Origin of the sequence: Desulfosarcina variabilis str. Montpellier (assembly GCF_048565275.1) — a bacterium.
Classification (GTDB): Bacteria; Desulfobacterota; Desulfobacteria; order Desulfobacterales; family Desulfosarcinaceae; genus Desulfosarcina; species Desulfosarcina variabilis.
The window spans coordinates 4,373,835-4,399,156 of sequence record NZ_CP159846.1; the positions used below are offsets into that span (position 1 = coordinate 4,373,835).

Annotated in this window: 18 protein-coding genes; all 18 read left to right on the top strand. The window is 42.0% G+C overall.

What is annotated here, in order from left to right; genetic code table 11:
- Nucleotides 1–60 precede the first annotated feature (60 nt).
- The 18 genes from Dvar_RS19720 to Dvar_RS19805 all read left to right on the top strand — a co-directional run bounded on the left by Dvar_RS19720 (nucleotide 61) and on the right by Dvar_RS19805 (nucleotide 25,320).
- On the top strand, nucleotides 61–1,179 hold the full coding sequence (locus Dvar_RS19720; RefSeq protein ID WP_419663652.1) for a GSCFA domain-containing protein: 1,119 nt from the start codon (nucleotides 61–63) through the stop codon (nucleotides 1,177–1,179).
- Nucleotides 1,180–1,272: 93 nt separating this feature from the next.
- On the top strand, nucleotides 1,273–2,640 hold the full coding sequence (locus Dvar_RS19725) for a radical SAM/SPASM domain-containing protein (RefSeq protein ID WP_419663653.1): 1,368 nt from the start codon (nucleotides 1,273–1,275) through the stop codon (nucleotides 2,638–2,640).
- A 120-nt stretch (nucleotides 2,641–2,760) separates the two neighbouring features.
- Complete coding sequence (locus Dvar_RS19730) at nucleotides 2,761–6,084, top strand: HAD-IA family hydrolase (RefSeq protein WP_419663655.1); 3,324 nt, start codon at nucleotides 2,761–2,763, stop codon at nucleotides 6,082–6,084.
- Between the two features lie 170 nt (nucleotides 6,085–6,254).
- Nucleotides 6,255–7,667 (top strand): hypothetical protein, encoded by a 1,413-nt coding sequence (locus Dvar_RS19735; RefSeq protein WP_419663657.1) that lies wholly within the window; start codon nucleotides 6,255–6,257, stop codon nucleotides 7,665–7,667.
- A gap of 40 nt (nucleotides 7,668–7,707) precedes the next feature.
- Nucleotides 7,708–8,430, top strand: a complete 723-nt coding sequence (locus Dvar_RS19740) for an SDR family NAD(P)-dependent oxidoreductase (protein WP_419663659.1) — start codon at nucleotides 7,708–7,710, stop codon at nucleotides 8,428–8,430.
- Entirely contained in the window at nucleotides 8,423–9,499 is a 1,077-nt protein-coding gene (locus Dvar_RS19745) for a 3-dehydroquinate synthase family protein (RefSeq protein WP_419663661.1), read from the top strand. Before Dvar_RS19740 ends, Dvar_RS19745 begins: the two co-directional genes overlap by 8 nt.
- Entirely contained in the window at nucleotides 9,496–10,221 is a 726-nt protein-coding gene (locus Dvar_RS19750) for a cytidylyltransferase domain-containing protein (RefSeq protein WP_419663663.1), read from the top strand. The genes Dvar_RS19745 and Dvar_RS19750 overlap by 4 nt, the downstream gene beginning before the upstream one ends.
- A gap of 86 nt (nucleotides 10,222–10,307) precedes the next feature.
- Nucleotides 10,308–11,093: a 6-hydroxymethylpterin diphosphokinase MptE-like protein gene (locus tag Dvar_RS19755; RefSeq protein WP_419663665.1), complete on the top strand. Its 786-nt coding sequence runs from the start codon at nucleotides 10,308–10,310 to the stop codon at nucleotides 11,091–11,093.
- Between the two features lie 47 nt (nucleotides 11,094–11,140).
- Entirely contained in the window at nucleotides 11,141–11,764 is a 624-nt protein-coding gene (locus tag Dvar_RS19760) for an SIS domain-containing protein (RefSeq protein ID WP_419663667.1), read from the top strand.
- A complete protein-coding gene (locus Dvar_RS19765) occupies nucleotides 11,761–12,561 on the top strand; it encodes a glycosyltransferase family 2 protein (protein ID WP_419663669.1) in 801 nt (266 codons plus the stop codon). Before Dvar_RS19760 ends, Dvar_RS19765 begins: the two co-directional genes overlap by 4 nt.
- 68 nt (nucleotides 12,562–12,629) lie before the next feature.
- A complete protein-coding gene (locus Dvar_RS19770) occupies nucleotides 12,630–13,910 on the top strand; it encodes a protoporphyrinogen/coproporphyrinogen oxidase (RefSeq protein WP_419664138.1) in 1,281 nt (426 codons plus the stop codon).
- A 141-nt stretch (nucleotides 13,911–14,051) separates the two neighbouring features.
- On the top strand, nucleotides 14,052–15,134 hold the full coding sequence (locus Dvar_RS19775) for a sialidase family protein (protein WP_419663670.1): 1,083 nt from the start codon (nucleotides 14,052–14,054) through the stop codon (nucleotides 15,132–15,134).
- 361 nt (nucleotides 15,135–15,495) lie between these two features.
- A complete protein-coding gene (locus Dvar_RS19780) occupies nucleotides 15,496–17,304 on the top strand; it encodes a motility associated factor glycosyltransferase family protein (protein ID WP_419663672.1) in 1,809 nt (602 codons plus the stop codon).
- Between the two features lie 276 nt (nucleotides 17,305–17,580).
- Nucleotides 17,581–18,534, top strand: a complete 954-nt coding sequence (locus Dvar_RS19785; RefSeq protein ID WP_419663674.1) for a tetratricopeptide repeat protein — start codon at nucleotides 17,581–17,583, stop codon at nucleotides 18,532–18,534.
- A gap of 23 nt (nucleotides 18,535–18,557) precedes the next feature.
- Nucleotides 18,558–19,331 carry a hypothetical protein gene (locus Dvar_RS19790; RefSeq protein WP_419663676.1) on the top strand — a complete coding sequence of 258 codons (774 nt, stop codon included), beginning with the start codon at nucleotides 18,558–18,560 and terminating at the stop codon, nucleotides 19,329–19,331.
- 111 nt (nucleotides 19,332–19,442) lie between these two features.
- Nucleotides 19,443–21,680 (top strand): tetratricopeptide repeat protein, encoded by a 2,238-nt coding sequence (locus Dvar_RS19795; RefSeq protein WP_419663678.1) that lies wholly within the window; start codon nucleotides 19,443–19,445, stop codon nucleotides 21,678–21,680.
- Between the two features lie 53 nt (nucleotides 21,681–21,733).
- Nucleotides 21,734–22,858: a hypothetical protein gene (locus Dvar_RS19800; RefSeq protein ID WP_419663680.1), complete on the top strand. Its 1,125-nt coding sequence runs from the start codon at nucleotides 21,734–21,736 to the stop codon at nucleotides 22,856–22,858.
- 2 nt (nucleotides 22,859–22,860) lie between these two features.
- Nucleotides 22,861–25,320: a tetratricopeptide repeat protein gene (locus tag Dvar_RS19805; protein ID WP_419663682.1), complete on the top strand. Its 2,460-nt coding sequence runs from the start codon at nucleotides 22,861–22,863 to the stop codon at nucleotides 25,318–25,320.
- The last annotated feature ends 2 nt before the right edge of the window (nucleotides 25,321–25,322 follow it).

Consider the following 25,322-nt stretch of genomic DNA (forward strand, 5'->3'; position numbering starts at 1 on the left):
TAAAAAACAGACGGAATTTCATTAATGTATTTACCTACAAAAATGAACAAGATTCAACAAATGAATATTCAGTGCCAAGGATATCCGATCATCAACGAAATGGATTCTCACATTCTATGTATGGGGTCTTGTTTTGCAGATTTTTTAGCTAAGGCACTTAGAAAACTAGGCTTTTCAAATGCCGTGCATATCGCTTCGTGTTGTTGGCATTTCACGAGTCGTACTATTTTAGAGGCGCTTCGACATGCAGAACAAAACCGTGAATTCACGATAGAGCATACATACAAGACAGGGTTTCTATATAATTCTGCATTGCACTACAGGCTGAGTTCTCCAGACCCGGAAATTCTTATCAAAGCAATGAACCAGAGCACCAAAGCGCTTTGCGAGCAAATCAAAAAGGCAGAATTGTATGTGTTGACTCTAGGAAACGCGACATACATGCGGCACGCTGGAACTCAACATATTGTTACTGCAACGCCAGCGTTTCGAGATTCAGCCACCTTCTTCAACTGGTACCATTCTGATGCTGACAGCGTTGGACTGGAATTGACGGAAATTTACGATATTCTCACCAGAATGAGCAGTCGCAAAATACGCTTAATACTGACTGTTTCTCCACAGCGATATAATTACAGTTTTCAGACCTGGGCTGAAAGGGATGATTTCTTTTATGAAGATAAGCAGGTCTATAGTAACTTTAACAAAGCTATTCTTTTATGTGCTGTGCACAATTTTATCGCAAAGATGGAAAAAAAAGGGAAGGGGGAATATATAACATATTTTCCTTCCTACGAAATCGTTTTGGATGAGTTGCGTTCAGAACAAATTTTCGATGGCGATGGATTGCACGTGAGAAATCCTGAGGTGCCGAACTACGTTGCGAATCGTTTTATAAATAGCTATTGCTCGAAGACATTACGAGTACTGCTCAATTCAAACACACCGGGATATAAATGGCCCTTCGGAAGAATGTTTATTGCGAACTGCAATCATAAAATCGATGTAATGTTTTTTGAACAATGCCTGGATGCCAAGTGGAATGTGGCAGAGCAAGTTCTAAAATCGATAAAGGAAATTCTTGCGTATGAGTTGGAAAGCCCTTTGGTTTGGATTCAAAATTTTATGCATGATGAGGTGCTCGAATGGGCGGAGGGCAAACAGAACGATATTTCTTAGTCGTATGGTAACATTGAAGCAGAAAAAGTCTCAAACATCAAAATTATGCATAGCATTTGTTCTGAAGGGTTGGATATAATGGTAAAATGTTTTTTGAAAACATCTTATAAATTTTGCGGCCCAGGAGAAAATCTATTCTTCTCTGTTCGATTGTATAATGAACTTTTTTACATCAAACCAAATTATTCCATGCCAAATGTCCTGCTACGATGGTTTGTCGTCCGGGTCGGCGATAATTTAGAAGAAAACGGCTCAATTTCATTGCCTCAACTTAAAGAAGTGCCTGGAGAGAGTTTCAACCATAATTACTTTTATGATTTTCAGATTAAGTTTGTTGCGTCGAAAATAAAAGGCGATTATGTTTTAATTATGCAGGTATATGAAAAAGTGGATGGAAGTATTGAAGGCGATAATAGTCAAACTTTGCGTGAAAGATTTAGTGTTGTTGACATTGATCAAGTCCCGGATCCATACCGAATTACATTTAACAAATCAATGCCTAATCTACCGGGGACTCTCATTGAAGTGACAAATATATGTAATATGAAATGCGATTTCTGTCCATCTGGTAGGTCAAGACGAAAAAAAGGTGTAATGCCCAAAACGACCGCCTTAAAAATATTGGAAGATATATTTTCTTTCTCAAAAGTCGGGGGGATCGGGTATCATATTCTTGGTGAGCCGCTTATGAATAAAGACTTGGCTGATATTGTTGAGGTCGTGAATAATAGATTTAGATCTAAAAGTACGATAACGACCAATGCAACGCTTATTAATGAAAAGTTCCTAAAGCAAGTTTTGCCCTACGATAAACTTCAAATGTTAATATCCATGCAGACGTTTAACGATGGTGAACATTTTACTGGAACATACTTTAATAGAGATGAATTTCACCAGGTTGTGGCAGACATGGTAGAATTCCATAATAAAGAACAGTCACCTGTAAAAATAAGATTATCATATTTGCTAAATTTTAATAAGAAAAGTTCGGGCGGTGTAAAGAGTTTAAAAAATGCACAGGCAGTTTTTGATTATTGGGATCATATTGCAAAAAAAATTACAGGCGATCAAAATAGGAAACAAAATAAACCTCAAATAAAAAGATTGAGTGATCTGGATAGCTATTTATACCCGAGTATGGGTTTCGAATTTTTACCAAATATATTTATATTTTTTAAATCTGCTGTAATGAGTTGGAACTGGGATGTTACGCCTATAATCGTGGATAGGGCGCCACCAAAAAATATGCCCTGTCCGAAACATTGGCATGCACCGTGTGTATCCTGGGATGGACAGTTTGTAATGTGCTGCTGGGACTATGATGCAAGAACCCGTGTAGCATCTTATGGAGAACGAAATTATCAGGAGATCCTGTCAGATTATGAGTACCTAATGGATCAGTTCGTAATTGGAACACCCCCTTTTAAATTTTGTTCTCAATGCATAAATAGCAGAATATAATTTTATTTGTAATCGACAAGATGTTCGTAGGTATAATCAATGATGTGGGAATTTTTATCAAATTATTATTTTTATGCTCTGGCCGTTTACATTGTGACAGCCGATATCTAAAGGAAAAAATTGGGAAAGAATAATATCAGTGAAAAAGATTACATTTGTTGCGAAGTCGAGTCGAAGATATTCGATAAAAAAACGGAAGTCGTCAGCTTTGATGTTTTTGATACACTCCTTTGTAGACCTGTTTTTCATCCTACGGATTTGTTTTATCTTGTAGAGGAAAAAATGGGGGGGGGTATTTATGGAAAAGATATCCCTTTTAAATCCATTAGAGTTTTGGCGGAAAAAAATGCCAGAAAGAAAATTTTAGATAAAAACAAAAAATGGGAAGATATAACGCTTGACGAAATTTACGACACTTTAGAAAAAGAATTTAAGATTCCTGCTGAAATATCAGTGTTACTTAAAAAGATAGAACTTGACACGGATAGAAAATATTTAAGGCCAAGAAAATCAGGAAAAGAATTGTTCGATTTGGTAAAAAAAACAGGTAAGAAAATATTCGTCATTACAGATGTTTTTTATGATCAAGGGTATGTCGAAAAGATATTGTCGGAAAACGGTTTCGAAGGATACGAAAGATGTTTTGTTTCCTCTCAAATGCGTCTAACGAAGCAATCAGGTAATATATACAAAAAAATAATGTCTGAAACCGGGATTTCGGCTAATAATTGGGTGCATATCGGCGATAATGCAATCAGCGATGTGAAGAAAGCTGAAGAAAACGGTATCGGGGCTATTTACATTCCAAAACCATCAGATCTTTTTATGAAGAATAAAAACAATAGAAAAATATGGAATAATAAAATTAATCAGTTAGAGCCCTCTTTTAGGATAATTCTTGGTTTGGTTATCAACAGATTCTTTGACAAACCTTTTGATGAAAAGGATAAATGGAGTAATTCAGCTTTTCACGGCAGCCCGAATCTTTTCGGATATTATGCATGCGGTCCTTTTTTGCTGTTCATGACCAAATGGCTGTTAGAAGAGGCATCTATAAGAAAATATAAAAAGTTGCATTTTGTTTCCCGGGACGGTCATTTGCCGTTGAAGATATATAATTTAATAAAAAAATATTACAAGGATCCGGTTGAAACAAACTATCTGTATATGTCACGAATTATAGGACATGCCGCATTGATGGAAGACGATCATGATTTTCTATTGACAAATGAAATTCTTCCGATCGAAAAAGATGTGCCGATATCAATAGTCTTGAAAGAAAGGTTCTTCATTGAAAATCCAGAGACGTTGGAAAGCTTTTTGAATGGCATGGGATACCAGCTGGATTGCCCGCCACTGGATTATAATGAATTTTTAAATGACTGCATGAATCATCCAGATATTAGGAAGGTTCTTCTCCAAAGACAGAAATGGATAAGGGAATTAATTAAAAAATATTACAGACCGCAATTTTATGAAACTGGATTGCATGCCATTTTTGATGTCGGATATACGGGGAAAATTCAGAAGGCACTTTCATTGGCGTGCGAAAAAGCTGTAGACGGATTCTATTTTTCTTCAACATTTCTTGGCGAAAACAACACTAATAAAAATACGAGGTGTTATAATTATTTAGGTGCACCGATTAATGACCGGATAAATACGATATTCAACAGGGGAATCATTGAGAATATTATTTCCGACGCTACTGCCGGGTCAATGATCGGGATGAAAATGGATAAAGATCATATCGCTCCAGTTTTCACCGAGCCGGAAAAGCACCAGAAAACAATTGATGTTCAAAAAAAAATACAGGAAGGAATAATGGATTTTGTTAATGATGTGATCGAAAATTTCGGAGATGATTTTGTTCATTTTAGAGTTGCTCCATCTACCGCTTTTTATACGATTTCACAATATATGCAAAATCCAGAAGAAAATGATGCTAAAATTTTTTTAGACGTAAAATTCGAAAATGGATCGATGGGGAGAGGCGGTTATCTTGTATCTAAGGATCGAAAAATGAACGGATGGAAAGCTGGTTGTGATGCCGCATTTGAAAAAAAAAAAAGTGTGGTCGGTATTGAGAAGGTAGTAAATAAAGAAAAAATAAAACAGGCAATTCAAAGATTAAAACAAGATGAGAATATAAAAAATATTCTTTGGATAGATTATGCAATGGTACCGGATAAATATGATTTTATATCCTATTTATCCGAATCAGATGATAAGATAAATATTTTGATTCTTGATGCATTTCAGGGAGATATAAAGATAGACAGCCCAAGAATCTCACATCTATCCCCTCCGGATGAAATTGTTAATACGGAAAAATATAGATATTATGTTGAACTTTCGGGAGATGCACAACTTCAGGCCTTGGTTCACACATTTGCCGCACACCATCAATATCTGACATTGGAGAGAAAAGAAATATCCTATGAAGAGGCGCTTTCAAGCGTAACAATAGCGTACAATTTCACCATTGATGTTATTAACTCCTACAAACCGGATGTCGTTTTTATTTGGAACGAATTTTATCCCCTTTCAAAGGTGGCCAAATATATCAGCGATTTATTAGAATATAAAAGCATTTATCTGGAATATGGACTGTTGCCAGGAACGCTTCAAGCCGATAAATTGGGCCAGGTAGGTGAAAGTTGGATCGCAAGACAATTTGAAAAGTTCAATTCATTGGAAATCGACGATAGCGATTTAGAAAAAGCCAAAAAAGCGATTGAATATTTCAAGGAAACAGGCATCAATCGAAGAAAACAACCACAATATGGAAATTTATTAAAAAAGATTGATAAAAAAAATAAAAAATTAATATTTCTGGCGGGTCATAATAATTATAGCTCCGGAATGTTCCCATATGACCATCATGCAAAGAGATTGCATTCCCCTTTTCTGAGAGATTCAAATCATCTTTTTGAAACAGTGCTGAAAATTGCTGAACAAAACGACTGGTTTGTAATTTATAAGCCTCATCCATATTCTAAAAAACAGATTTTTAAGCCGGAAAATTCAAAACACTATGAAATTATAGATAATGAAAACATTAACGAATGTGTTGACACATGTGACGTAGTGGTAACTGTTCTATCGCAGGTAAGTTATTTGGGCCTTATCAGGAATAAACCAGTCGTCATGCTCGGCTATACTCCAATGGTCGGAAAGGGATGTTCGTATGAGGCCTTTAAAGAAGAGAGTATAGAAGGAGCAATAAAAGATGCCCTGATAGGGAAAAACGCAAAAAACATGCATGATAGATGGATTGAGCATGCTGCAAGACTTTTAAAATATTCTCTGTTTTATTACAGCAAAAGCAATAATGACAAGTTTGCTGCAAGGACCTCTTCGGAATTTATCAAAATGATCGATGCATATGTGATGGATGATCTCGATGACTTTTCGATGGTTAAAAAATCAATCAATCCATAAAGAAAAATTTTTAAAACTTACCCTTAATAAAACGATATAAAAAAAATTCAGGGATAAAAATGCGATCTCCGGCTGAAATGACAATTATTCAAATAGAGTTGACTAATGCCTGTGTGCTCAGTTGTTCAAACTGCACCCGTCTGTGCGGGCACCATAAAAAGCCATTTTTTATGGAATGGGATTTGTTCAAAAAGGCCGTTGATTCCCTGAAAGGATTTAATGGAATGGCCGGTCTAATGGGTGGAGAACCAACTTTGCACCCGGAATTTGAACGTTTTGCAAGATACTTAGGTGAAAATTACGGAATAAAAGAAACATTGAAACGTGGAAGAAAACCAATAAGAAACTTCCAGAAATATATCACAGAAGAGATGCTATCAATAAAAAACCACGGGAGATGTCTATGTTCCTCATTAGGAAGCGGATATTATAAAAATTATGAGGTTATTCAGGAAACCTTCCATTACCAGCTTCTCAACGATCATCAACATGATGGAAAACATCAAGGAATACTCATCAGCAGGAAAGATTTGGGTATTGATGATAAAGAGTGGATTCCACTGAGGGATGCGTGCTGGTTACAAAATAACTGGAGCGCCAGCATAACGCCGAAAGGTGCATTTTTTTGCGAAATTGCGGCCGCATTGGATATACTGTTTGAAGGACCTGGTGGATGGGAAATAGAACCTGGTTGGTGGGAAAGGACACCGGACCAATTCGGGAGACAACTTGGATGGTGTGAACTTTGCGGAATTGCTATTCGAGGCCCAAAAACTTGTGCAAAGGACGAAAGAGATGATGTATCTCCGAGTCTTCTTGAAAAATTGAAGAATAGTGGTAGCCCGAAAATAGCAGCGGGAAAATATAGAATTTATAATCCTATAGATATTGTCAAGGAACGTTCGGATTATACACCTGGAAAACCTTTTTACCTTCCTAATGGAGATAAGAAAGAGAGGCTGAACAATTCGAATAGAACGATATTTCCACGCGATATCAAGGGAATAATGATACTCCCGGATGAATTCAGAATCAACTATGAGGATTTTAAAAATGTCAGAGATTCATTAGACGGACTCCTGGTGATACACCGCGGAAAAATAAATAAAGAAATAAAATCCTTTTTTAAGTCGATAGATGTGCATTCTCTCCAAGAGGAATTATTCAATTTTGGAAGTTTTATTAAAAAAGGGATTCAAATATTGGAAGCAAAGGACTGGATTGCAATTGTGGCATATAATTGCTTTCTGTCTCCTAAATTTAGACAGGATATTATGACCACCGTATTTAATCCAGGTTGTTACTATGTATACTATAATTATCCAAATCAGAAAAAAGAAGAAAAAACCAACTCAAAGGAAGAGAAAAGTGGTTGGAATAAAAATGAAACTCATTCATTCAGTTTTTTAAATGTAAGGGCTAACCAGTTAAAACACACTGAATTTGAAACAATCGCAACTCATGAGCAAATGATATCAAACTGGAATAAGGGAAAAATATTCTTTTTTAAGCTGAAAGATCAAAAACAGTGCAACACTCAATACTCAATTGATGATTTTTTAAATTTTGATGATAGATCATAGAAAAGGAGCCAGAACTTCCTAAGGTCAAAAGGTGCAGCAAATGAAAATTGTTTTGATAACAGGTGCAACAAAAGGTATCGGGGCCGCAATTGCAGATGCTTTTGATCAAAAGGACGTTCAATTGATTCTTACGGGAAGGAATCATGAAGAGCTTGCTATACTGAACGATAAAACTGAACCAAACAGGATATATGTTCACGCTGATTTTGCTGATCATGATTCTAATGAAAATTTCCTACGTTATATTAGATCGTTAAATCAGCTTGATATCTGCGTCAACAATGCTGCAATAAATATCATTAAACCTGTTGAAAACATTACAGAGAATGATATTGATCTGATAAATACAATTAATTTGAAGGTACCCTACCTGATCAGTCAAGCTGCCGCTAAAATAATGCGAGGGAATAAATGGGGGCGAATTATCAACATCTCTTCGATATGGAGTTGTGTGACAAAAAGTGGAAGATCAATCTATACGGGTGCAAAGAGTGGCCTGGCTGGCATAACCCGAACAATGGCCGTAGAATTTGCACCAGACAATGTGCTTGTGAATTGTGTGTCACCAGGTTTTACAATGACGGACTTGACTCGGCAGTCTCTATCGGATGATGAAATTGAAAAGATCAGTAGCCGAATTCCAATCGAGAGAATGGCAGAACCTTCCGAGATTGCAAAAGTCGTACGATTTCTTTGCAGTGAGGAAAACACATATCTTACGGGACAAAATCTGGTAGTCGATGGAGGTTTTACAATTGTTTGAGCCGCTGGCCATTCGTTCACACAGGTATTTATATAAAGTAAACTTTCTTGATAACTATATGCCGTGCCTTAGAGAATGTATCCGGGGCGGAGATGTCGTATTTATTGATAAAAATATATTGAAAAATTACCCTGATATCTCCGACGTCGTACAAAAAGGCAGGTATCGAATCATCGAACCTAAAGAGGAAACAAAAAGTTTTAGTTCTATTGAACCCGTTATAGACGAATTGCTGTCCTGGGGAATTACAAAATCGGATCGAATCATTGCGGTCGGCGGCGGAATTACTCAGGATGTTTGTGCCTTCACAGCATCTATTTTGCTCAGGGGAATGGATTTGATTTATTTCCCTACAAATTTACTATCACAAGCTGACAGCTGCATCGGAAGCAAGACCTCCATTAATTTCAAAACCTATAAAAACCAAATTGGTGGATTTTATCCCCCAGCTGAGATTTATATTTCGCCAAAGTTTTTGAAAACACTCCAGGAACCGGACCTTTTATCCGGTCTGGGAGAGATGATACATTATTTCTGTGTGTCAGGAAAAAAGGATTACGAGTGGGCAAAGGGAAAGCTTAAAAAAGCCAATTTGAAAAAATACGAATTCGGTGAAATGATACAACGGAGCCTATCGATAAAGAAAAAAATGATTGAAATTGATGAATTTGATCGTGGTCCTAGAAATGTATTTAATTACGGTCATTCTTTCGGGCATGCGATTGAATCAGCAACCGATTACACTGTACCTCATGGAATTGCGGTGGGATTCGGAATGGATCTATCAAACTGTCTGTCAGAGAAAATGGGACTAGTATCGTCACAATTCAGGAACGAAGTCAGGCATACACTGGAACTGGTTTGGAAAACAACCGAGCTGAAAAATATCGATTGTCAACGATTCTTTACAGCTCTCAGGAAAGATAAAAAAAACGAGGGCGATAAAATCAAGGTGATTCTAACCAGAGGGTTTGGTGAGATGTTTAAGGCCAATTTGGTCTTAGAGGATGACTTGAAAACATTTATATCCGATTATTTCAAACAAAAACAGTGGGAAAGTGATATATGAAAAAGTTGGGAACGTTGATTTGCCACATCCCGGCGCGAAAGGGCAGCAAGCGTGTGCCCAGCAAGAATCTGCGTTTTCTTGGAGAAAAGCCGCTTATTGCATATGCAATCGAATGCGCAAAAAATACGGAAATGATAGATGAGATTTACGTAAACACCGATTCTGAAAAATTATGTGCCCTGGCAAAAAGCTATGGTGTTAAAAGTTATTTGCGGGATTCGTGGCTGGCTTCAGACGACGCAAAGGGCGATGACTTTACAGCTGATTTCATGGAGAATATGAAGTCTGATACGCTTCTCATGATCAATCCCGTATGCCCTTTACTTTCTCCGAAAGACATTGCGGACGCCATAAGAACCTATGAAGAATCAGACTGTGATACATTGATCGCTTGTGAAGAGACCCAAATGCAGGTTTTTTTCAAACAACAAGGCGTAAATATCGATGCTGATGCCGCACTTGAACCAACCCAAAAGAATACAGCGGTTCAAATTCTGAACTGGGCGGTTGCCATGTGGAATACAGATGTCTTTATGAAGACATATAGAGAAAAGAAAAAAGGGTATTTAGGAACAAACAGGATCTTTTTCCCAATAGAACCGATAAAAGCGGTTAAAATCAGCAATGAAAAAGATTTCCGGTTTGCAGAAATGCTTATTCGGTTCAGCCAAAAGGGCGGGGCTAAGGATGAAAAACCTCGCTACTGGTCTCTTGAAACATAATCGGTAATGCCGCCATGGTACAAGCTACTGATCACAAAAAAATGTCGATTTTTTACAATGATGATAGTCAAGCCTAAGGAGTTGTTGTGGACAACCCAAATTGTGCCTCTGACAATTTGGCATCTCTGAAAAATAAATATGTCGGGGAAAGAGCTTTTATAATTGGAAACGGTCCGTCGTTAAAAGAACAAGAACTGCATATCCTGCGTGATGAATTTGTGTTTGCGGTAAACCTTATTACGCTCCATACGGAGTTCAAACATTTCAGAAAATGTTATTACTGCCTGGGAGATCCGAGATTTTATCAGCATGGGCGATTGCTACCGGAGATACATGACAACATTGCGGGACATACCGGAGTTACTTGCTTCTTTGAAAATCGAGCACGTGAAGCAATCAAGCGTGAAAAAAAAATGGGACATAATTCAATTTTTTTTGTGGAAATTGATCCCTTGCAACGATGCTGGGAGGGCCGATTTCAAGTGGATTTGGAAAAGAAGCTATGTTGGGGATATTCAGTTGTTATCGATCAGTGCCTGCCGATTGCAATTTATTTGGGATTTAACCCGATCTACCTGATCGGTTGCGATTGCGATTACGGGCTCGACAGAGAAACTGATGATTTTAAAAACGCCTATTTTTATAATCCCGATACGATTTCCCCAGAATATCTTGCCTCTCTTCGAAGTTCCAGAAAACTGCCGGATCAATTCAATCAATCCGGAAAAATCATCTCAAGCTATAAAACCGTCGGCTCTTATTGTAGCGCGAATGGCATAGAGGTCTATAATGCCGGAGTCGGGGGGAAACTGGAGGTGTTTAAGCGGGTTCAATTTTCATCACTTTTCATGGAGCGCAAAACGGAAAAATAGGTCATCGAAGACGCCGGGCAGAAAAATAACAATATGCATGGGGCTTTATGAAAATGTTGAATGAACATCATATAAATAGAGCTTTGTACAGCAGCTACCTTGGGAGTCTACAAATTGCCATGGAAAAAATGGTGGTGACGGATCAACTTGGTAATTCTATTGATCAGGAAGCTGCGTTGATGGAGCTTTGCAAGATGTGTCATGAGACAAAGGTAGGCGGCGCCACTATGTACTTTGCAGGCAACGGTGCAAGTGCTACTATGGCCTCCCACATGGCCGCTGATTTTAGCAAAAATTGCCGGTGCCGAGCAATGGCATTCAATGATATTGCTATGATGACGGCTGTCAGCAATGATATTCACTATGAAGAATGTTTTGCTGTTCCCCTTACAAGGTTTGCCGTTCCAGGAGACATGCTTGTCACTATAAGTTGCTCGGGGAATTCGCCCAATATCATCAAAGTTGTTAAGCGTGCCAGGGAAATAGGGCTCAGGATCGTTACACTTTCAGGTATGGCTTCGGACAACCTGTCGCGATCCTTGGGCGATTGGAATTTTTGGATTCCAGCAGATACCTACGGCCTTGTTGAGGCAAGTCATCAGGTGCTTTTGCATTGCTGGCTGGATACCTATCTCGAATTGCATGGCGAGGACGTCGTAGAGATAAAATGAAAAAGATCAGCATGGTGGTAGGGACCTTCAATCAGGCCCGATATCTTCCCATATGTTTAGACTCGATATGGTTTCAGGACTGGTCGGATCTTGAAATTATTGTAGTCAACGACGGTTCCAACGATACGACGCGGGACGTTCTGGATGCCTACGTAAAGGCCGTTGCTTTGGATCGGGTGTCCTATGCATCTAACTGCAATGAAGAAACGGACACAGTGGAGCGCTATGAGCATTTGAGATATCCTCCCGAAGGCCGGGAACTCCAGATTATTCATCATCCTGAAAACGTGGGGCTTGGGGGGGCGCTGAATACAGGATTCAGGGCCGCTACCGGTGAATATTGCTCCTTTATCGCCTCTGATGACATACTGCTTCCTTCGGCCATTTCAGAACTTGCGTCTCTTCTGGAGCAAGGATATGATTTTGCTTATGCCGATATGCATATCGTAGATGATTCCGGCCGAATTCTTCGTCGGTTCTCCCTGCCGGACTACTCATTTGAAAATGCATTTTGTCAATGGTACCTGTGTGGTGTTTGTAAACTGTACAAGCGCGAATTGCACGATCGGGTTGGATACTACGATGAACAAATAAAGCCCCAGGACCACGACATGTTTCTCCGGTTTGCTATGAACGGCGCAAAGTTTGTTCACATCCCCAAAGTACTCGCCAATGTGCGCATTCACGATGGCGAGCGGGAAGTTGCCAACCATTCTCCCGCCAATTGGAACAGGCTATATAATGAATCCGCAACTTTGGTTAAGAAGGCGCGGCAGTGGTCGAAATTTTGCGGATGAGGCAAATCGACTACCTGATTGTAGGAGGCGGAATTACCGGTATCGGTGGCGCATACCGGCTAAAAAAAATGGGTGTTTCATCGTTCGTTGTATTAGAGTCCACCGACCGAATCGGCGGTCTCGCTGCGAGTTTTAAAGACGATGCAGGCTTTACCTGGGATCTTGGCGGTCATGTGTTGTTTTCCAAGGATCAACGATTCATTCACCATATCGATGATGCAATGGGCGATGATCTGCTGGCCTATTGTCGCCGGGCCAGAGTCCATGTAAAGGGACAATGGACTGGCTATCCATTTCAAAACCACGTTCATGAACTTTCACCCGATCTTTCAAAATTATGCCAGGACGGACTGGCCAATGCTCCCGGACCCGATGAGGGAACGCGGTCGTTCAAGGATTGGATGGTCCGCAGTTTCGGAGACGGGATCTGCCGCCTGTTCATGGAACCTTACAATCGGAAGGTTTGGGCGTTCCCATTGCGAAAAATGGGATTTCAGTGGATTGGCGATCGTGTGAGCGTGGTTCAAAATAATCCGAATGAATCCATCGAAGAAAATGCTGGTCAAAAACAATGGGGGCCCAACAGCGAATTCCTTTACCCGCGCAATGATGGCATCGGTGCGATCGCTAGCAGAATAGGCAACGAATTTTGCGATCACATTCGTTTTCATCACGAGGTCATCAAAATTGATCCGATCGCGAAGGTGGCGGTTGTCAAAGGTGGCATTTCTTATAAATATAAAGCCGTTTTAAGCACCGTTCCCCTGGATCGATTGATAAAAAAGATGATTCGACCACAGCGACAAAACCTTTTCGCGGCGGCAGATCGGCTGGAATACAATCATGTAGCGGTCGCCGGCATTGGCTTGGACATGGAGGGTGATCGTCAAACGAGCTGGATGTATTTTCCGGGCTCCGAATGCCCATTTTACCGCTTGACCAATCTGCACAACTATTCACCAAGTATTAGGCCCAAGGGCAAAAATCAGGCTGCTTTGATGGCAGAGGTGGCTTTCTCCCCAGGACAATCGGAAAATGAATCAGTCTTGGTCTCCAAAGTCATCGACGGGCTGTTTACCACCGGGATAATCAATCGGTCAGATGAAAAAAAAATCATTTCGACTTGGAGTAAACAAATTCCATACGCCTATCCCATCCCAACGCTGGATCGGGATCAGGCGTTGGCGGTGATCCATGCTTACCTTGAAAGCCATAACATCTTTTCCCGAGGCCGTTTCGGTGGATGGAAATATGAGGTCGGCAACATGGATCATTCGTTCATGCAAGGATATGAGTGGGCAGAGAGAATGATTGCTGGAAAAGTGGAAAACATTTTTCGATATCGGTAGGTCGAGTTGAGTTTTATCATTTGAGGCCCATGACATTTAAGGAATTTTTAGATGCTGTTGAGAAGGCGGGGGGGAAGACTCTCACGCTTAATGAATGAATTTCGGCTTGAAAATATAGTTGCATCAACAGACGATCGATAAATGAGCAATATGTTTCACCGCAAAATTATTTTTCCTCAAAAAGACCATGCCTTTTACCACGTTCCTTCCATCGTTGTGGCACCCGACGGCAGCATCCTGGCCTTTAGCGAGGAGCGTTGGCGATCGCCTTGTGACGATACAGGGCAATGCCACATCGTCATGAGAAAAAGCATGGATGGCGGTAAGACATGGGGGAAGATGATCCATCTTCGACAAAAAGAAGGGGCCAAATACCACATGGGGTCCGCCGTGACCGATCCCGTATCGCAGACGGTATTGCTTATGTGTGGCGGCGGCTGGTTGAAAAGTGCGGATAACGGCAACACGTGGCAGGATTGGAATCTAAGAGTATATGATGCAAAAGGCTGCAAGGGGGTAAGCACCCATGGAAGCGCACCTGGCATCATCAAACGGTATGGTGAGCACCGAGGCCGGATTCTGTGGCCGGCGCGAACGATAGTCTCCAAGGATGGATACGATGATCGGAGTATTACGGATCGCCGTGAAAAATGCTACAGCATGGTACTTTACAGCGATGACAGTGGAAACACCATCCATGCTTCAAACTATTTTCTGAAAGGAACGGGGGAGGCATGCCTGGCCGAGCGTATCAATGGCGACCTTTATCTCAATGCCAGGGCCTATTGGGATGACGGGAAGCGATATACGGCCATCAGCACCGATGGTGGTGCCAAATTTTTGGAAACCGGAGGCGATGACACGTTAAGGGAAATTTCCCAGGGGTGCAATGCGAGTATGGTACGCTATCCACCTCAGCTGTGTGATGGAAGAGATATTCTGTTGTTTGCGAATCCGGATACCAACGGTGCTAACCGGGAACATGGCGTGGTCCATCTGAGTGAAGATGGGGGAGGGACATGGCCAATAAAAAAAGAAATCAGCCCCTGGGGAGACTGGTTTGACTATTCTACCATGACTGTGACCCAGGACGGTGTGATTCTGGTGATGTACAAGACAACGCCAAGCATGCAAGGGATTGCATCCTCTCCTGATGAATGCTGCTCTATGGCTTTGGCGCGGTTTGATTTAAAATGGATCGGTCTGCAGCATCCTTTAGAATAAAGTCGACGATGTAATATTATATTTAAATCAGCCGAATCCGCCTTGTTGTCACCAAAAAAAGGGCCGTGCATTTATGCACGGCCCTTTTTTGGTATGGTATTTGCGCTATAACCGTCAGCTTGTTGCCCAACATTGGCTGAGGCTTTAGGAAACGATCATGAATACTTGTATAACAGTTTTAAATTAATCATGAATTACCCAGAATTGCCCACAGCGGCCCACCAAACAAAACAAGGGCCTTGCCAATCGGCTGTCATCAATTTGTCAACTCGATGACAAGGCGTGGGATTCGGGTGATTATATCCGACAGAAAGAAATGGGAGCCGTGAATCAGTCTCGAGTTGATATCTATAAAGGGAACATGAAAATCCTAATTGAACGTTTCCCGCATGTAATCCCATATTTACAAAAGGTCCAACACAGTCAGCCCTTTGCAGCAACGATACGCCAGGACCATGGTCGGACGAACATTTATATTCGATGCGCTGATGGCCGTTTTCGCATGCTTTACAAGGAAGCGGAAGTTGAAAAACTATTACATAAAATTGATAGCACGGTACCACCCGATCCATATGACATGGTGTTTATCCTGGGAATCGGGCTGGGTGAGGCGTGCCTCGAGGCAATTCAAAGATTTACTAAAAAACCCCGTATCGTCATCATTGAACCGTATCCTTCACTGTTCCGGCTCGCCTTGTCAACGAAAGCATTGGAAAATATTTTTAAGTATAAACGACTAAGTATATACTTGGGAGTCCAGGCAGATGCAAATCGGATCATAGAAGATTGCAAGCACATTTTGCCTGTTGGGCGGACTTTTTTGTTCATTAATCCCTATCACGTACAGCTCATCGGTAACGCATTTAAGCAATTAGAGAAAAATTTGATTCATAATATCCGCTCAACACGGGATATGTGGCACACCGCCAAGCATTTTGGGAAACACATGCTGACCAATTCCCTTGCCAATTTGCCGAGTTTGATAGGTGGACCCCCAATGCGCGTGTTGCGGAATCGTTTCAAAGGAATCCCGGTAATTTGTGTGGCTGCCGGGCCATCGTTGAATGACGCCTTGCCTCTGCTGAAACAGATACGCGGGGCATTGATCATCGCCTGTGATTCGGCAGTGGGTAGCCTGCTAAATGCTGGAATCCGGCCCCATATTGTTGCCACTGTCGATTTTCATGTCTCCAATATCAATAAGCTTCGCCCATATATGGGATCTTTGCATGAGACAGTGCTGGCCTTTGGATTGGAATCCAATCCGGAAATTGTCAGTACCTTTCCAGGAGAACGGAAGGTGGGGATGACGGCATACAACCGATTGGTGTTGGAATGGCTTGATCAATCCCTTGATCTTCAATGCCGGATGCCGATTATGACGTCGGTTATGCATTTGGCGGTTTTATTGGCAATCGCCATGGGCGCTGATCCAATCATTCTCGTTGGTGTGGATCTGGCCTATTTGAATGGTCAAAGCCACGCCCAAGGATCTGTATATTCCCATATTCCTGAAAACGAAAATTTGATACCCGTCAAGGCTGTTGACGGTAGTATCGTGTATGCTCCAACACAACTGGTAACCGACAGGCTGATATTGGAACAGATCATTGCCCAGCATCAGGTTCGGATAATAAATGTCAGCACTGGGGGAGCCATGGTCCATGGCGCCGAGGTAAAGGATTTAAGGCAGGTGATCCATTGTGAATGGAAAGGCAAACCATCTGCTCAGCAAATATTGGACACGATTTTTTGGGACGCATCTCCAGCAATCAATGTCGTCAAATCCCGGCTAAAACCTATGATTGACTGGACAGGGAAACTGGAAAAGGTCTGTCACAGGCAAAATGAAGGCATGGCGAGGAGGTTGACAATATCAGAGCTGGAAGGGGATCAAGACGGTTTCAAACGACTCTACAGGCGATTGAAAAAAAAACATCTGACATTTCAACAACAATACGGACCGATGACCGCCATTATCCAGGATGCGGTGCTAAATGAGATGCAAACCATCATTAAAGCAGAAGAAGTGGTGGCTACCACGGTGGGTGATTTCAGAATACAAGCAATGCTTGATGAACTGGAAGCAATCAAAGCCTACTATAACACCATGGCCGATACCATCGCACAGATACACCGTGGATTGAAGACCATCTGTACTGCATATTGATATCCATAATAATGTAGAAGTAACAAAATGGTATAAGAATTGCTCTGAACTATTCTAAGACTATTGGATGCGAAAAAATAGCCGTAGAAAAGCAATGTATCGGTGGTTTTCGTCAAATGAACGACAATACAGTGCCAGGAATGTGACGAAAAGTGTCAGGCCAACAAAAAGCATGGCGCAGATGATTGCGATCACTTTCAATCGCTGGCTATCGCATCCAGGATAATGTTTACTTGAAAAAAACGATAGCTGTAAATTCACTATAAGGAGTATCCAATGAAATCATGTGAGGAATTATACACTGCAATTGAGCCGCTCATCGAATCCGGTGATTATGAAATGGCCATCGATGAAATGGAACAACTACTGTCTTCCTACGCTGATTTTGCAACGGGCCATCACGAATTGGGCGCGTTGTATTTAGCCACGGGGCAAAAGGATAAGGCATTTGAACACTACCAGAAAGCCGCCGACCTTGATCCGCAAAACACAGGCTTTCTTAAACAACTAGCCGACTTTTACTACACTGAAAAGAATAATGCCGATAATGCCAAAAGCTTGTATAGTCAGATAATCGAACAGGACCCCGAACATGTCGAAGTATTGCAGATTCTTGGCAACCTGGCTGTTGTTGACAGGGATTTTGAAACAGCCAAAACATTTTATAAACGTGTTCTTGACCTTGAGCCCTGGAACCATGATGCACTGATCATTATTGAAAAATTAGAACAGCACGAGATTAAACAGGCGAACGATCAAAACGATGACTCGGCATATGTACATAGCCAGCGGCTTGTTCAGGAAGGCAAGATCGATGAAGCCATTCATGTCCTGGAAGAATTGATCAAACTGGAGCCTGATTTTGCTCTGGCATACAATGATCTTGGTGTATTGTATTATCAGACCGATCAGAAGGAAAAAACCCTCAAATGTTATGAGGAAGCGGTGCGGTTGGATCCTGACCAACTGAATTACAAGAAAAACCTGGCAGATTTTTATTTTGTTGAGCTCGGTGAAGTGGAAAAGGCGCTTGAAATATACTTTCGTCTACTAAATGAGGATCCAACCGATATAGAAACGTTAATGGCTACCGGTTATATCTGCAGAGCACTGAAACGGGACGATGATGCCATCGTTTTTTTTGAACGTGTTCTTGATATCGAGCCTTGGAATTTCGAGGCCAGTGATAATATCAACCAGTTGAATCCCGTGAAAATAGATTCTTTATGATTGGTAGCCAGGAAACAATCCGTTTGTTGATTGCAACGCCCTGTTATGGAGGAAATCTTCATTACCAATATGTTGCCTCGCTGTTTCAACTGACCAGACAGCTCGATAAACTGAATGTCAACTATTCCGTATCGTTTCTGGGTAACGAGTCGTTGATTACCCGGGCACGTAACATCATGGTCGGTAAATTTTTAAGTGATCCCAGCTATACGCATCTTTTATTCATCGACGCGGATATCCAGTTCGGCGCCTCAAGTGCCTTGAAACTCATCGAGGTGGACAAGGATGTCAGCATTGGTGTTTATCCAGCAAAATCGTTCCATTTTGATCGAATTGAAAAGATTTTTAAAAAACTGGAGGATCCTTCGAATTTGAAGTCACTTTGCTTGAACTACATGCTGGATTTTGATCTGGATGCGTCCGGTCAGCCGCAAATCGATGTGAACCATAGGATGATAAAAGTCAGGTACGGCACAACCGGATTCATGCTTATTAAGAGATCTGTTATAGAGCGGATGATTAAGGCGTATCCGGATTTGCAATACAATAATCAAAAAACCTGTTTGACGCATAACATCAAGCGCGACAAATTGTTTATGCTGTTCGATTGTGCCAAAGATCCGGAAACAAACGATTACCTTAGCGAAGACTATTACTTTAGCCTTTTATGGCGAAAACTAGGTGGAGATATCTGGGCGGACATGGAAAGCAGGTTGTCGCACTGGGGAAACTACCCCTTTCAAGGTGATCTACACGCCTATTTAAAGGCTGGAATGATTCAATATCAAGATTCGTAACCAAACGCTTTAATTCATGGTCTGAAGATCTTACCATTTGCCTTCCTTTTGGTTTGAGCACAATAGCATAAATAAGAAACATCTTATTTACTATCCAAGCGGTTTGCCGACATGAACGCCCAAGTTAACGACGCGAAAGCTTACCATCTTAAAGGACTGGCCTATCGTCGCAGCGGAAATATAAAAATGGCCATTGAAGCATTTCAAAAAGCCATTGCGATCGGCGGCGATCAAGCGGAATTTTATAAAGATTTAGGTAATGCGTATGGCGATGACAAAAAATGGGACTTGTCATTGAAATGCTTTCAAACCGCACTGCGCATTTGTCCTGGGTGTACGGACGTATGGTATGATATGGGATGCACGATGCAGTCGGGCGGATTCATTGATGACGCTGTCAATTGTTATGGCAACGTATTGCAACGCGACCCCCACCATTCTGATACCTTGAATAACTTAGGGGTAATTCGGCAGTCCGCGGGGCAGATAGATAAGGCCAAATCCTGCTATCAGCGAGCGATACAAAGCAATCCTGGAAATTATACCGCCAACAACAACCTGGGAAATATTTTAAGGCAACAGGGAAGCGCCAGACAAGCCTTGGCTTGTTTTGAAAAGGCTATTGCTATAAATCCACAAATTGCGGATGGGCACAGCAATAAAGGGTTTTGCTTATGGGATTTGGGGCGTCATTCAGAAGCCTTGGACAGTTTCGAGCAGGCGCATCGGCTGGCGCCGGAATCAGATACCATTCTCATCAACTTCGCTAATGCTCTTCTTGCTCAGGGGCGTCCCCGTCGTGCATTGTCATGCTATGAAATCATTTTAGCCCGCAATTCAGAAATGAAGCAGGCCATAATGAATGCAGGGCTTTGCTATGAGGAAATTGGGGCGTTATCATCCGCGATTGAATGTTACCAGAAGGCATTGAAGGTTGATTGCAACTATGCAAAAGCCCAGAGTCTCTTAGTGTCAATCCTGAAGAGAACTTGCTGCTGGGATACATTGATTAAAGCGAACCAGCAATTGGACAGATTCACAGATGAGGCGCTTGCAAAAGGTGAGAAACCGGCTGAAACGCCATTTCTTAATATTTCCCGACATATCGATAGCGCGTTAAACTACAAGGTCGCCCGTGCATGGTCAATCCCCTTTGAGAAACAGTATCCGCATGATTTGACCAGCCGTTGCCAATCAAGACCATCTCAGGTGCCAACACCAACCCAACTCACGATAGGCTATCTTTCTTGCAATTTCAGAAATCATCCAACAGCGCAACTGATGGCTGGCTTATTCGCAGAACATGATCGCAGCCGATTCAAGATAATTTGCTATTCATACGGAATCGACGATGCAAGTACTTATCGGCAGGAGATTATAAATAACTGCGATCAATTTATTGATTTGCGTAGCATGGGTGACGTTGATGCAGTAACACGCATCCGATCCAATAATGTTCATATCCTGGTTGATCTGGGAGGATTTACCAAACACAGTCGCTTAGGAATCGCTGCCCAGCGTCCAGCGACATTGCAGGTCAGGTATCTTGGGCTGGCCGGCACGACCGGGGCATCCTTTTTCGATTATCTGATTACTGACAGGATCGTTACCCCGCCTGAACAGGCAAAGGACTATTCTGAAAAATTTATCTATATGCCTGACTGCTACCAAGTTAACAATTATCAGCAAATAAATCCCGATTCCAGGCTAAAACGCGAAGATTTCGGGCTTCCTGAAGATGGGCATGTATACTGTGCCTTCCATGTTGCCTATAAGATCAATCGTCAAATATTCAGGACATGGATGCGCATATTGAACAAGGTTGAAAAAAGTTTCTTGTGGCTATGTATCGCAGATGATTTGACCCGACAACAGCTGGTTGACGATGCGAAAAGGATGGGCATTGACGAAAACCGATTGGTATTTGCCGATAATTTACCCAAAGAGGAACATCTCAAACGATTAAGCCTGGCAGACACCGCACTGGATACGATTCTGGTTACCGGTGCGGCGACCACCAGTGATGCACTGTGGGCTGGTCTGCCCGTTGTTACCCTGAAAGGGCGCCATTTCGCATCATGCATGTCGGCAAGCATCCTGAATGCCATCGGTTTTCCTCAATTGGTTACCACATCCATACCGGCATATGAGGAATTAGCCGTCAAACTGGCAACAGATCATGATTATTATCAAAAAATCCGTGAAGCATTGGGCAACGCTCGTGATCAATCCTCTCTTTTCGATACGAAGCGTTTTGCCCGGAACCTTGAAAAAGGATACGAAATGATATGGGCACGGTATATAAAGGGAAAACCACCATCATTGATGGTTATTCCAATCAGCCAATAGGGCCTGTCATATGAAATGATCAACGGCATGCCAAAAAATAGACAAAAAATGAAATGATCAGAGTTGGCTACCTTTCCAATACATTCAGCAACCATCCAGGATCGCATTTGATCTCTGGACTATTTCGGCTTCATGATCGAACCGAATTCGAGATCTCCTGTTTTTCATACGGCAAGGATGACCACAGCTATTATAGAAAACGGGCCGAACAGGAAGCGGATCACTTTTTCGATATCAGTCAGATGAATGATACCATTGCCGCTGAATTGATAAGGAAACATCAAATTGATATTCTGGTTGATTTGAGAGGCTTTACCCATGCCAATCGCTTGCGCATCAACGCCTTTCGGCCGGCGCCGGTTCATGTCATTTATTTGGGGTATCCGGGAACAACCGGCGCTGATTTTATCGACTACATTGTTGCCGATAAAATAGTTATACCGGAAAGCCATGCCCAATATTTTAGCGAAAAAATCGTATATATGCCCCATTGTTATCAGGTAAACGACAATACTCAAAAGATTCATGAGCGACTGTTTCACCGTACCGAGTTCAACATCCCGGATGAGGTCTTTGCATTTTGCTGTTTCTGCACGCACTATAAAATCGAACCGATCATGTTCGACTGTTGGACGCGGATTCTAAAAAGAGTACCGAAAAGCGTCCTTTGTTTATTAGAAGGGAGTAAAAGTGCCGAGAAAAATTTGAAAAAAGAAATCGTAAATCGTGGTGTTGATGAAAAACGATTACTTTTTCAAAAAAAAATGCCTAAAGATGAGCATTTGGCGCGCTTACGGCTATTCGACTTGTCACTCGACACACGCATTGTCAATGGACACACAACCACCAGTGATGCGCTTTGGGCAGGGGTCCCTGTTGTGACGGCAAAAGGCGGACATTTTTCATCAAGAGTTTCTGCGAGTATTCTAAATGCCATTGGGTTGGCAGAGCTTATTACCAATGACATTGGTGAATATGAAGAATTGGCCGTTGATATTGCAAACAATCCAGAAAAACTTCAAGCGCTCAAGAAAAAGGTCGAAACAAATCGATTAACGGCGCCCCTTTTTGACACGCCCCAATTTACAAGAAATCTTGAACGGGCATATCGTGAAATGGTTAAAATCGCTAAGCGTGGTGAATCCCCAAAGCAAATTGACGTTCAGCAATTGGATTGAATATGGATGAATTAAAAAGGCCTGCTATTGATATTGGCGTTGAATTAAAATCAGGTGTGGCCCATCACCAGGCCGGGAATTATGATCAAGCTGAAAGGCACTATCATAGAATTTTGGAAGAGCATTCCCATCATGCCGATGCGTTGCATTTGTTGGGGCTTATCGAGCACCAGCGCGGCAAGCATCAACGAGCGATTCGATTAATAAAAAAAGCGATCCAGAATAATGGTAGCTGTTCATTTTACCATAACAATCTTGGTGCCGTATTCAAAGAAACCGGGGCGTTAAAAGAAGCGATTGCCTGCTACCAAAAAGCGTTAAAATTGCAGCCGGATTATGCTGAAGCCGCCTATAATTTAGGCAGTTTATTGCTGATTATGGGTGAACTGCGCGATGCCATTGCATGGTTTGAAAAGGCCATCACAATCAAGCCTGATTATCTGGACGCCCTTTCCAATTTGGCTGCGGCCTGCAATAAAGCCAGCCGAGCCGATGAAGCAATTTTGTACTGTGAGAAAGTCCTGTCGCTCAATCCTGATAGCGCGGTGGCTTGGAATAATTTAGGCAATGCACTGACGGCAAAAAAAAGACCAGACAAAGCCATTGCCTGTTTTCAAAAATCAATCGAAAGTGAGAAGAATAATCCTGAAGCCTACAGTAACCTGGGTAATGCCTTGCATGATCTGGGTGAAGCGGGAAAAGCACTGGATAATTATCAATCTGCCTTGGCACTCAATCCCATGTATGGCCAGGCATATAACAACATGGGGATCGTGTTCAGGGAAATGGGGCGGTTGAACGATGCGGCACGCTGTTATCGGAAAGCCATGCAACTTAGGCCAGAAGATTCTGAAGCCTACCACAATATGGGTAATATTTTAAAGGATGAAGGCCGGTTGAATGATGCCGTCACCATGTATCGCGATGCCATTGACCGCAACTCTCAATCAATTGATTCCCATGTGAATCTCGGAATCGCACTGGAGGATTCTGGACGAGCACAAGAAGCGATACAAAACTATTTAAAGGCGCTTGATATAGATCCATACTGCGCCAAAGCTTACAGCCACCTTGTGCATCAACTGCAGCATGTTTGTGCCTGGAATCAACTCGATCCATTCAATGAGAGACTGGACGAATTGACAAAGTGTGCACTGGAAGAGGGCGAGAAGCCGGATGAAATGCCTTTTCTTAACCTCATTCGTCATGCTCAACCGCTTTTAAATTATCGTGTTGCCAGGGCCTGGAGCAGGGAAGTCTCCAAGCAAGTAAGGGGTGTCCCAGCGTTTGGCCCACAAAGTAACAAACCGGATCTTCCCTTGAATAAAAAGACCCCAAAAATAACTCTTGGCTATCTGTCTAATAATTTCAAAAACCATCCAACGGCGCACCTCGTTCAAGGGATGTTTCAATACCATGATCGAAGCCAATTTCACGTTTTTTGTTACTCTTATGGTAAAGATGATAAAAGCAGGTACCGGGAAAAAATAAAAACAAGCTGCGATGGATTCATTGATATTCGTGAAATGAGTCACTTTGAGGCGGCCCGGCAGATCCATGATCACAGGGTGGATATCCTTATTGATTTAGTTGGTTACATGACGGCGAATCGACTCAGCATACCGGCCATGCGACCCGCGCCCATTCAAGCGAGGTGGCTGGGGCTGGCGGGAACCACCGGTGCTGATTTTTTCGATTACTTGATCACGGATGAAGTTGTGGCTCCTAAGGCGCATTCACCGTTTTATAGTGAAGCGCTGGTTTACATGCCGGATTGTTATCAAATCAACGATAACACCCAGCCGATACCAGATGGCGGGGTTACCCGACGTGATGCTGGATTGCCGGAAGAGGGGGTTGTTTTCTGTTCATTTTGTTCACGTTATAAATATGAACCCATAATGTTTCGCACTTGGTTGCGGATTTTGGATCAGGTTAAAGGCAGCGTACTATGGTTGCTGGGCGGCAACGTGGAGGCTGAGAAGAATTTAAGACAATTTGCCATTTCTAACGGTGTGGATAGTGATCGGCTTATTTTTGCCGAAAAAATACAAAGAGAAGCCCATCTTCAGCGTTTGCAACTTGCCGACCTTGCATTAGATACACGCATTGTCAATGGCGCCATTACCACTAGCGACGCCCTTTGGGCCGGCGTGCCACTGGTGACCTTACAAGGGGACCATTTTGCATCACGAATGTCATCGAGTATTTTGATGGCGGCGCAACTGCCGGAGTTGATAACCCATACAATTAAAGACTATGAAGATCTATCCGTAAGTTTGGCAAGAGATCCCAATCGATTGAATGACATCCGGCTATATTTGCGGCGGAGTCGATTGACCATGCCTCTTTTTAATACACAGCGATTTGTTCATAATCTTGAATCTGCATTTATAGAAATGTGTGAAATATATAATTCCGGTGACGAACCAAGACAGATTCGTGTTACGGAAAGAAAATAAGG

Bases quoted from the DNA above. Each gene is read 5' to 3' on its own strand.
- Dvar_RS19720 (WP_419663652.1), top strand. From the start codon at position 61: ATGAATATTCAGTGCCAAGGATATCCGATCATCAACGAAATGGATTCT.
- Dvar_RS19735 (WP_419663657.1), top strand. From the start codon at position 6,255: ATGGAATGGGATTTGTTCAAAAAGGCCGTTGATTCCCTGAAAGGATTT.
- Dvar_RS19740 (WP_419663659.1), top strand. From the start codon at position 7,708: ATGAAAATTGTTTTGATAACAGGTGCAACAAAAGGTATCGGGGCCGCA.
- Dvar_RS19750 (WP_419663663.1), top strand. From the start codon at position 9,496: ATGAAAAAGTTGGGAACGTTGATTTGCCACATCCCGGCGCGAAAGGGC.
- Dvar_RS19760 (WP_419663667.1), top strand. From the start codon at position 11,141: ATGAAAATGTTGAATGAACATCATATAAATAGAGCTTTGTACAGCAGC.
- Dvar_RS19765 (WP_419663669.1), top strand. From the start codon at position 11,761: ATGAAAAAGATCAGCATGGTGGTAGGGACCTTCAATCAGGCCCGATAT.
- Dvar_RS19770 (WP_419664138.1), top strand. From the start codon at position 12,630: ATGGGTGTTTCATCGTTCGTTGTATTAGAGTCCACCGACCGAATCGGC.
- Dvar_RS19775 (WP_419663670.1), top strand. From the start codon at position 14,052: ATGAGCAATATGTTTCACCGCAAAATTATTTTTCCTCAAAAAGACCAT.
- Dvar_RS19780 (WP_419663672.1), top strand. From the start codon at position 15,496: ATGAAAATCCTAATTGAACGTTTCCCGCATGTAATCCCATATTTACAA.
- Dvar_RS19785 (WP_419663674.1), top strand. From the start codon at position 17,581: ATGAAATCATGTGAGGAATTATACACTGCAATTGAGCCGCTCATCGAA.
- Dvar_RS19795 (WP_419663678.1), top strand. From the start codon at position 19,443: ATGAACGCCCAAGTTAACGACGCGAAAGCTTACCATCTTAAAGGACTG.
- Dvar_RS19800 (WP_419663680.1), top strand. From the start codon at position 21,734: ATGATCAGAGTTGGCTACCTTTCCAATACATTCAGCAACCATCCAGGA.
- Dvar_RS19805 (WP_419663682.1), top strand. From the start codon at position 22,861: ATGGATGAATTAAAAAGGCCTGCTATTGATATTGGCGTTGAATTAAAA.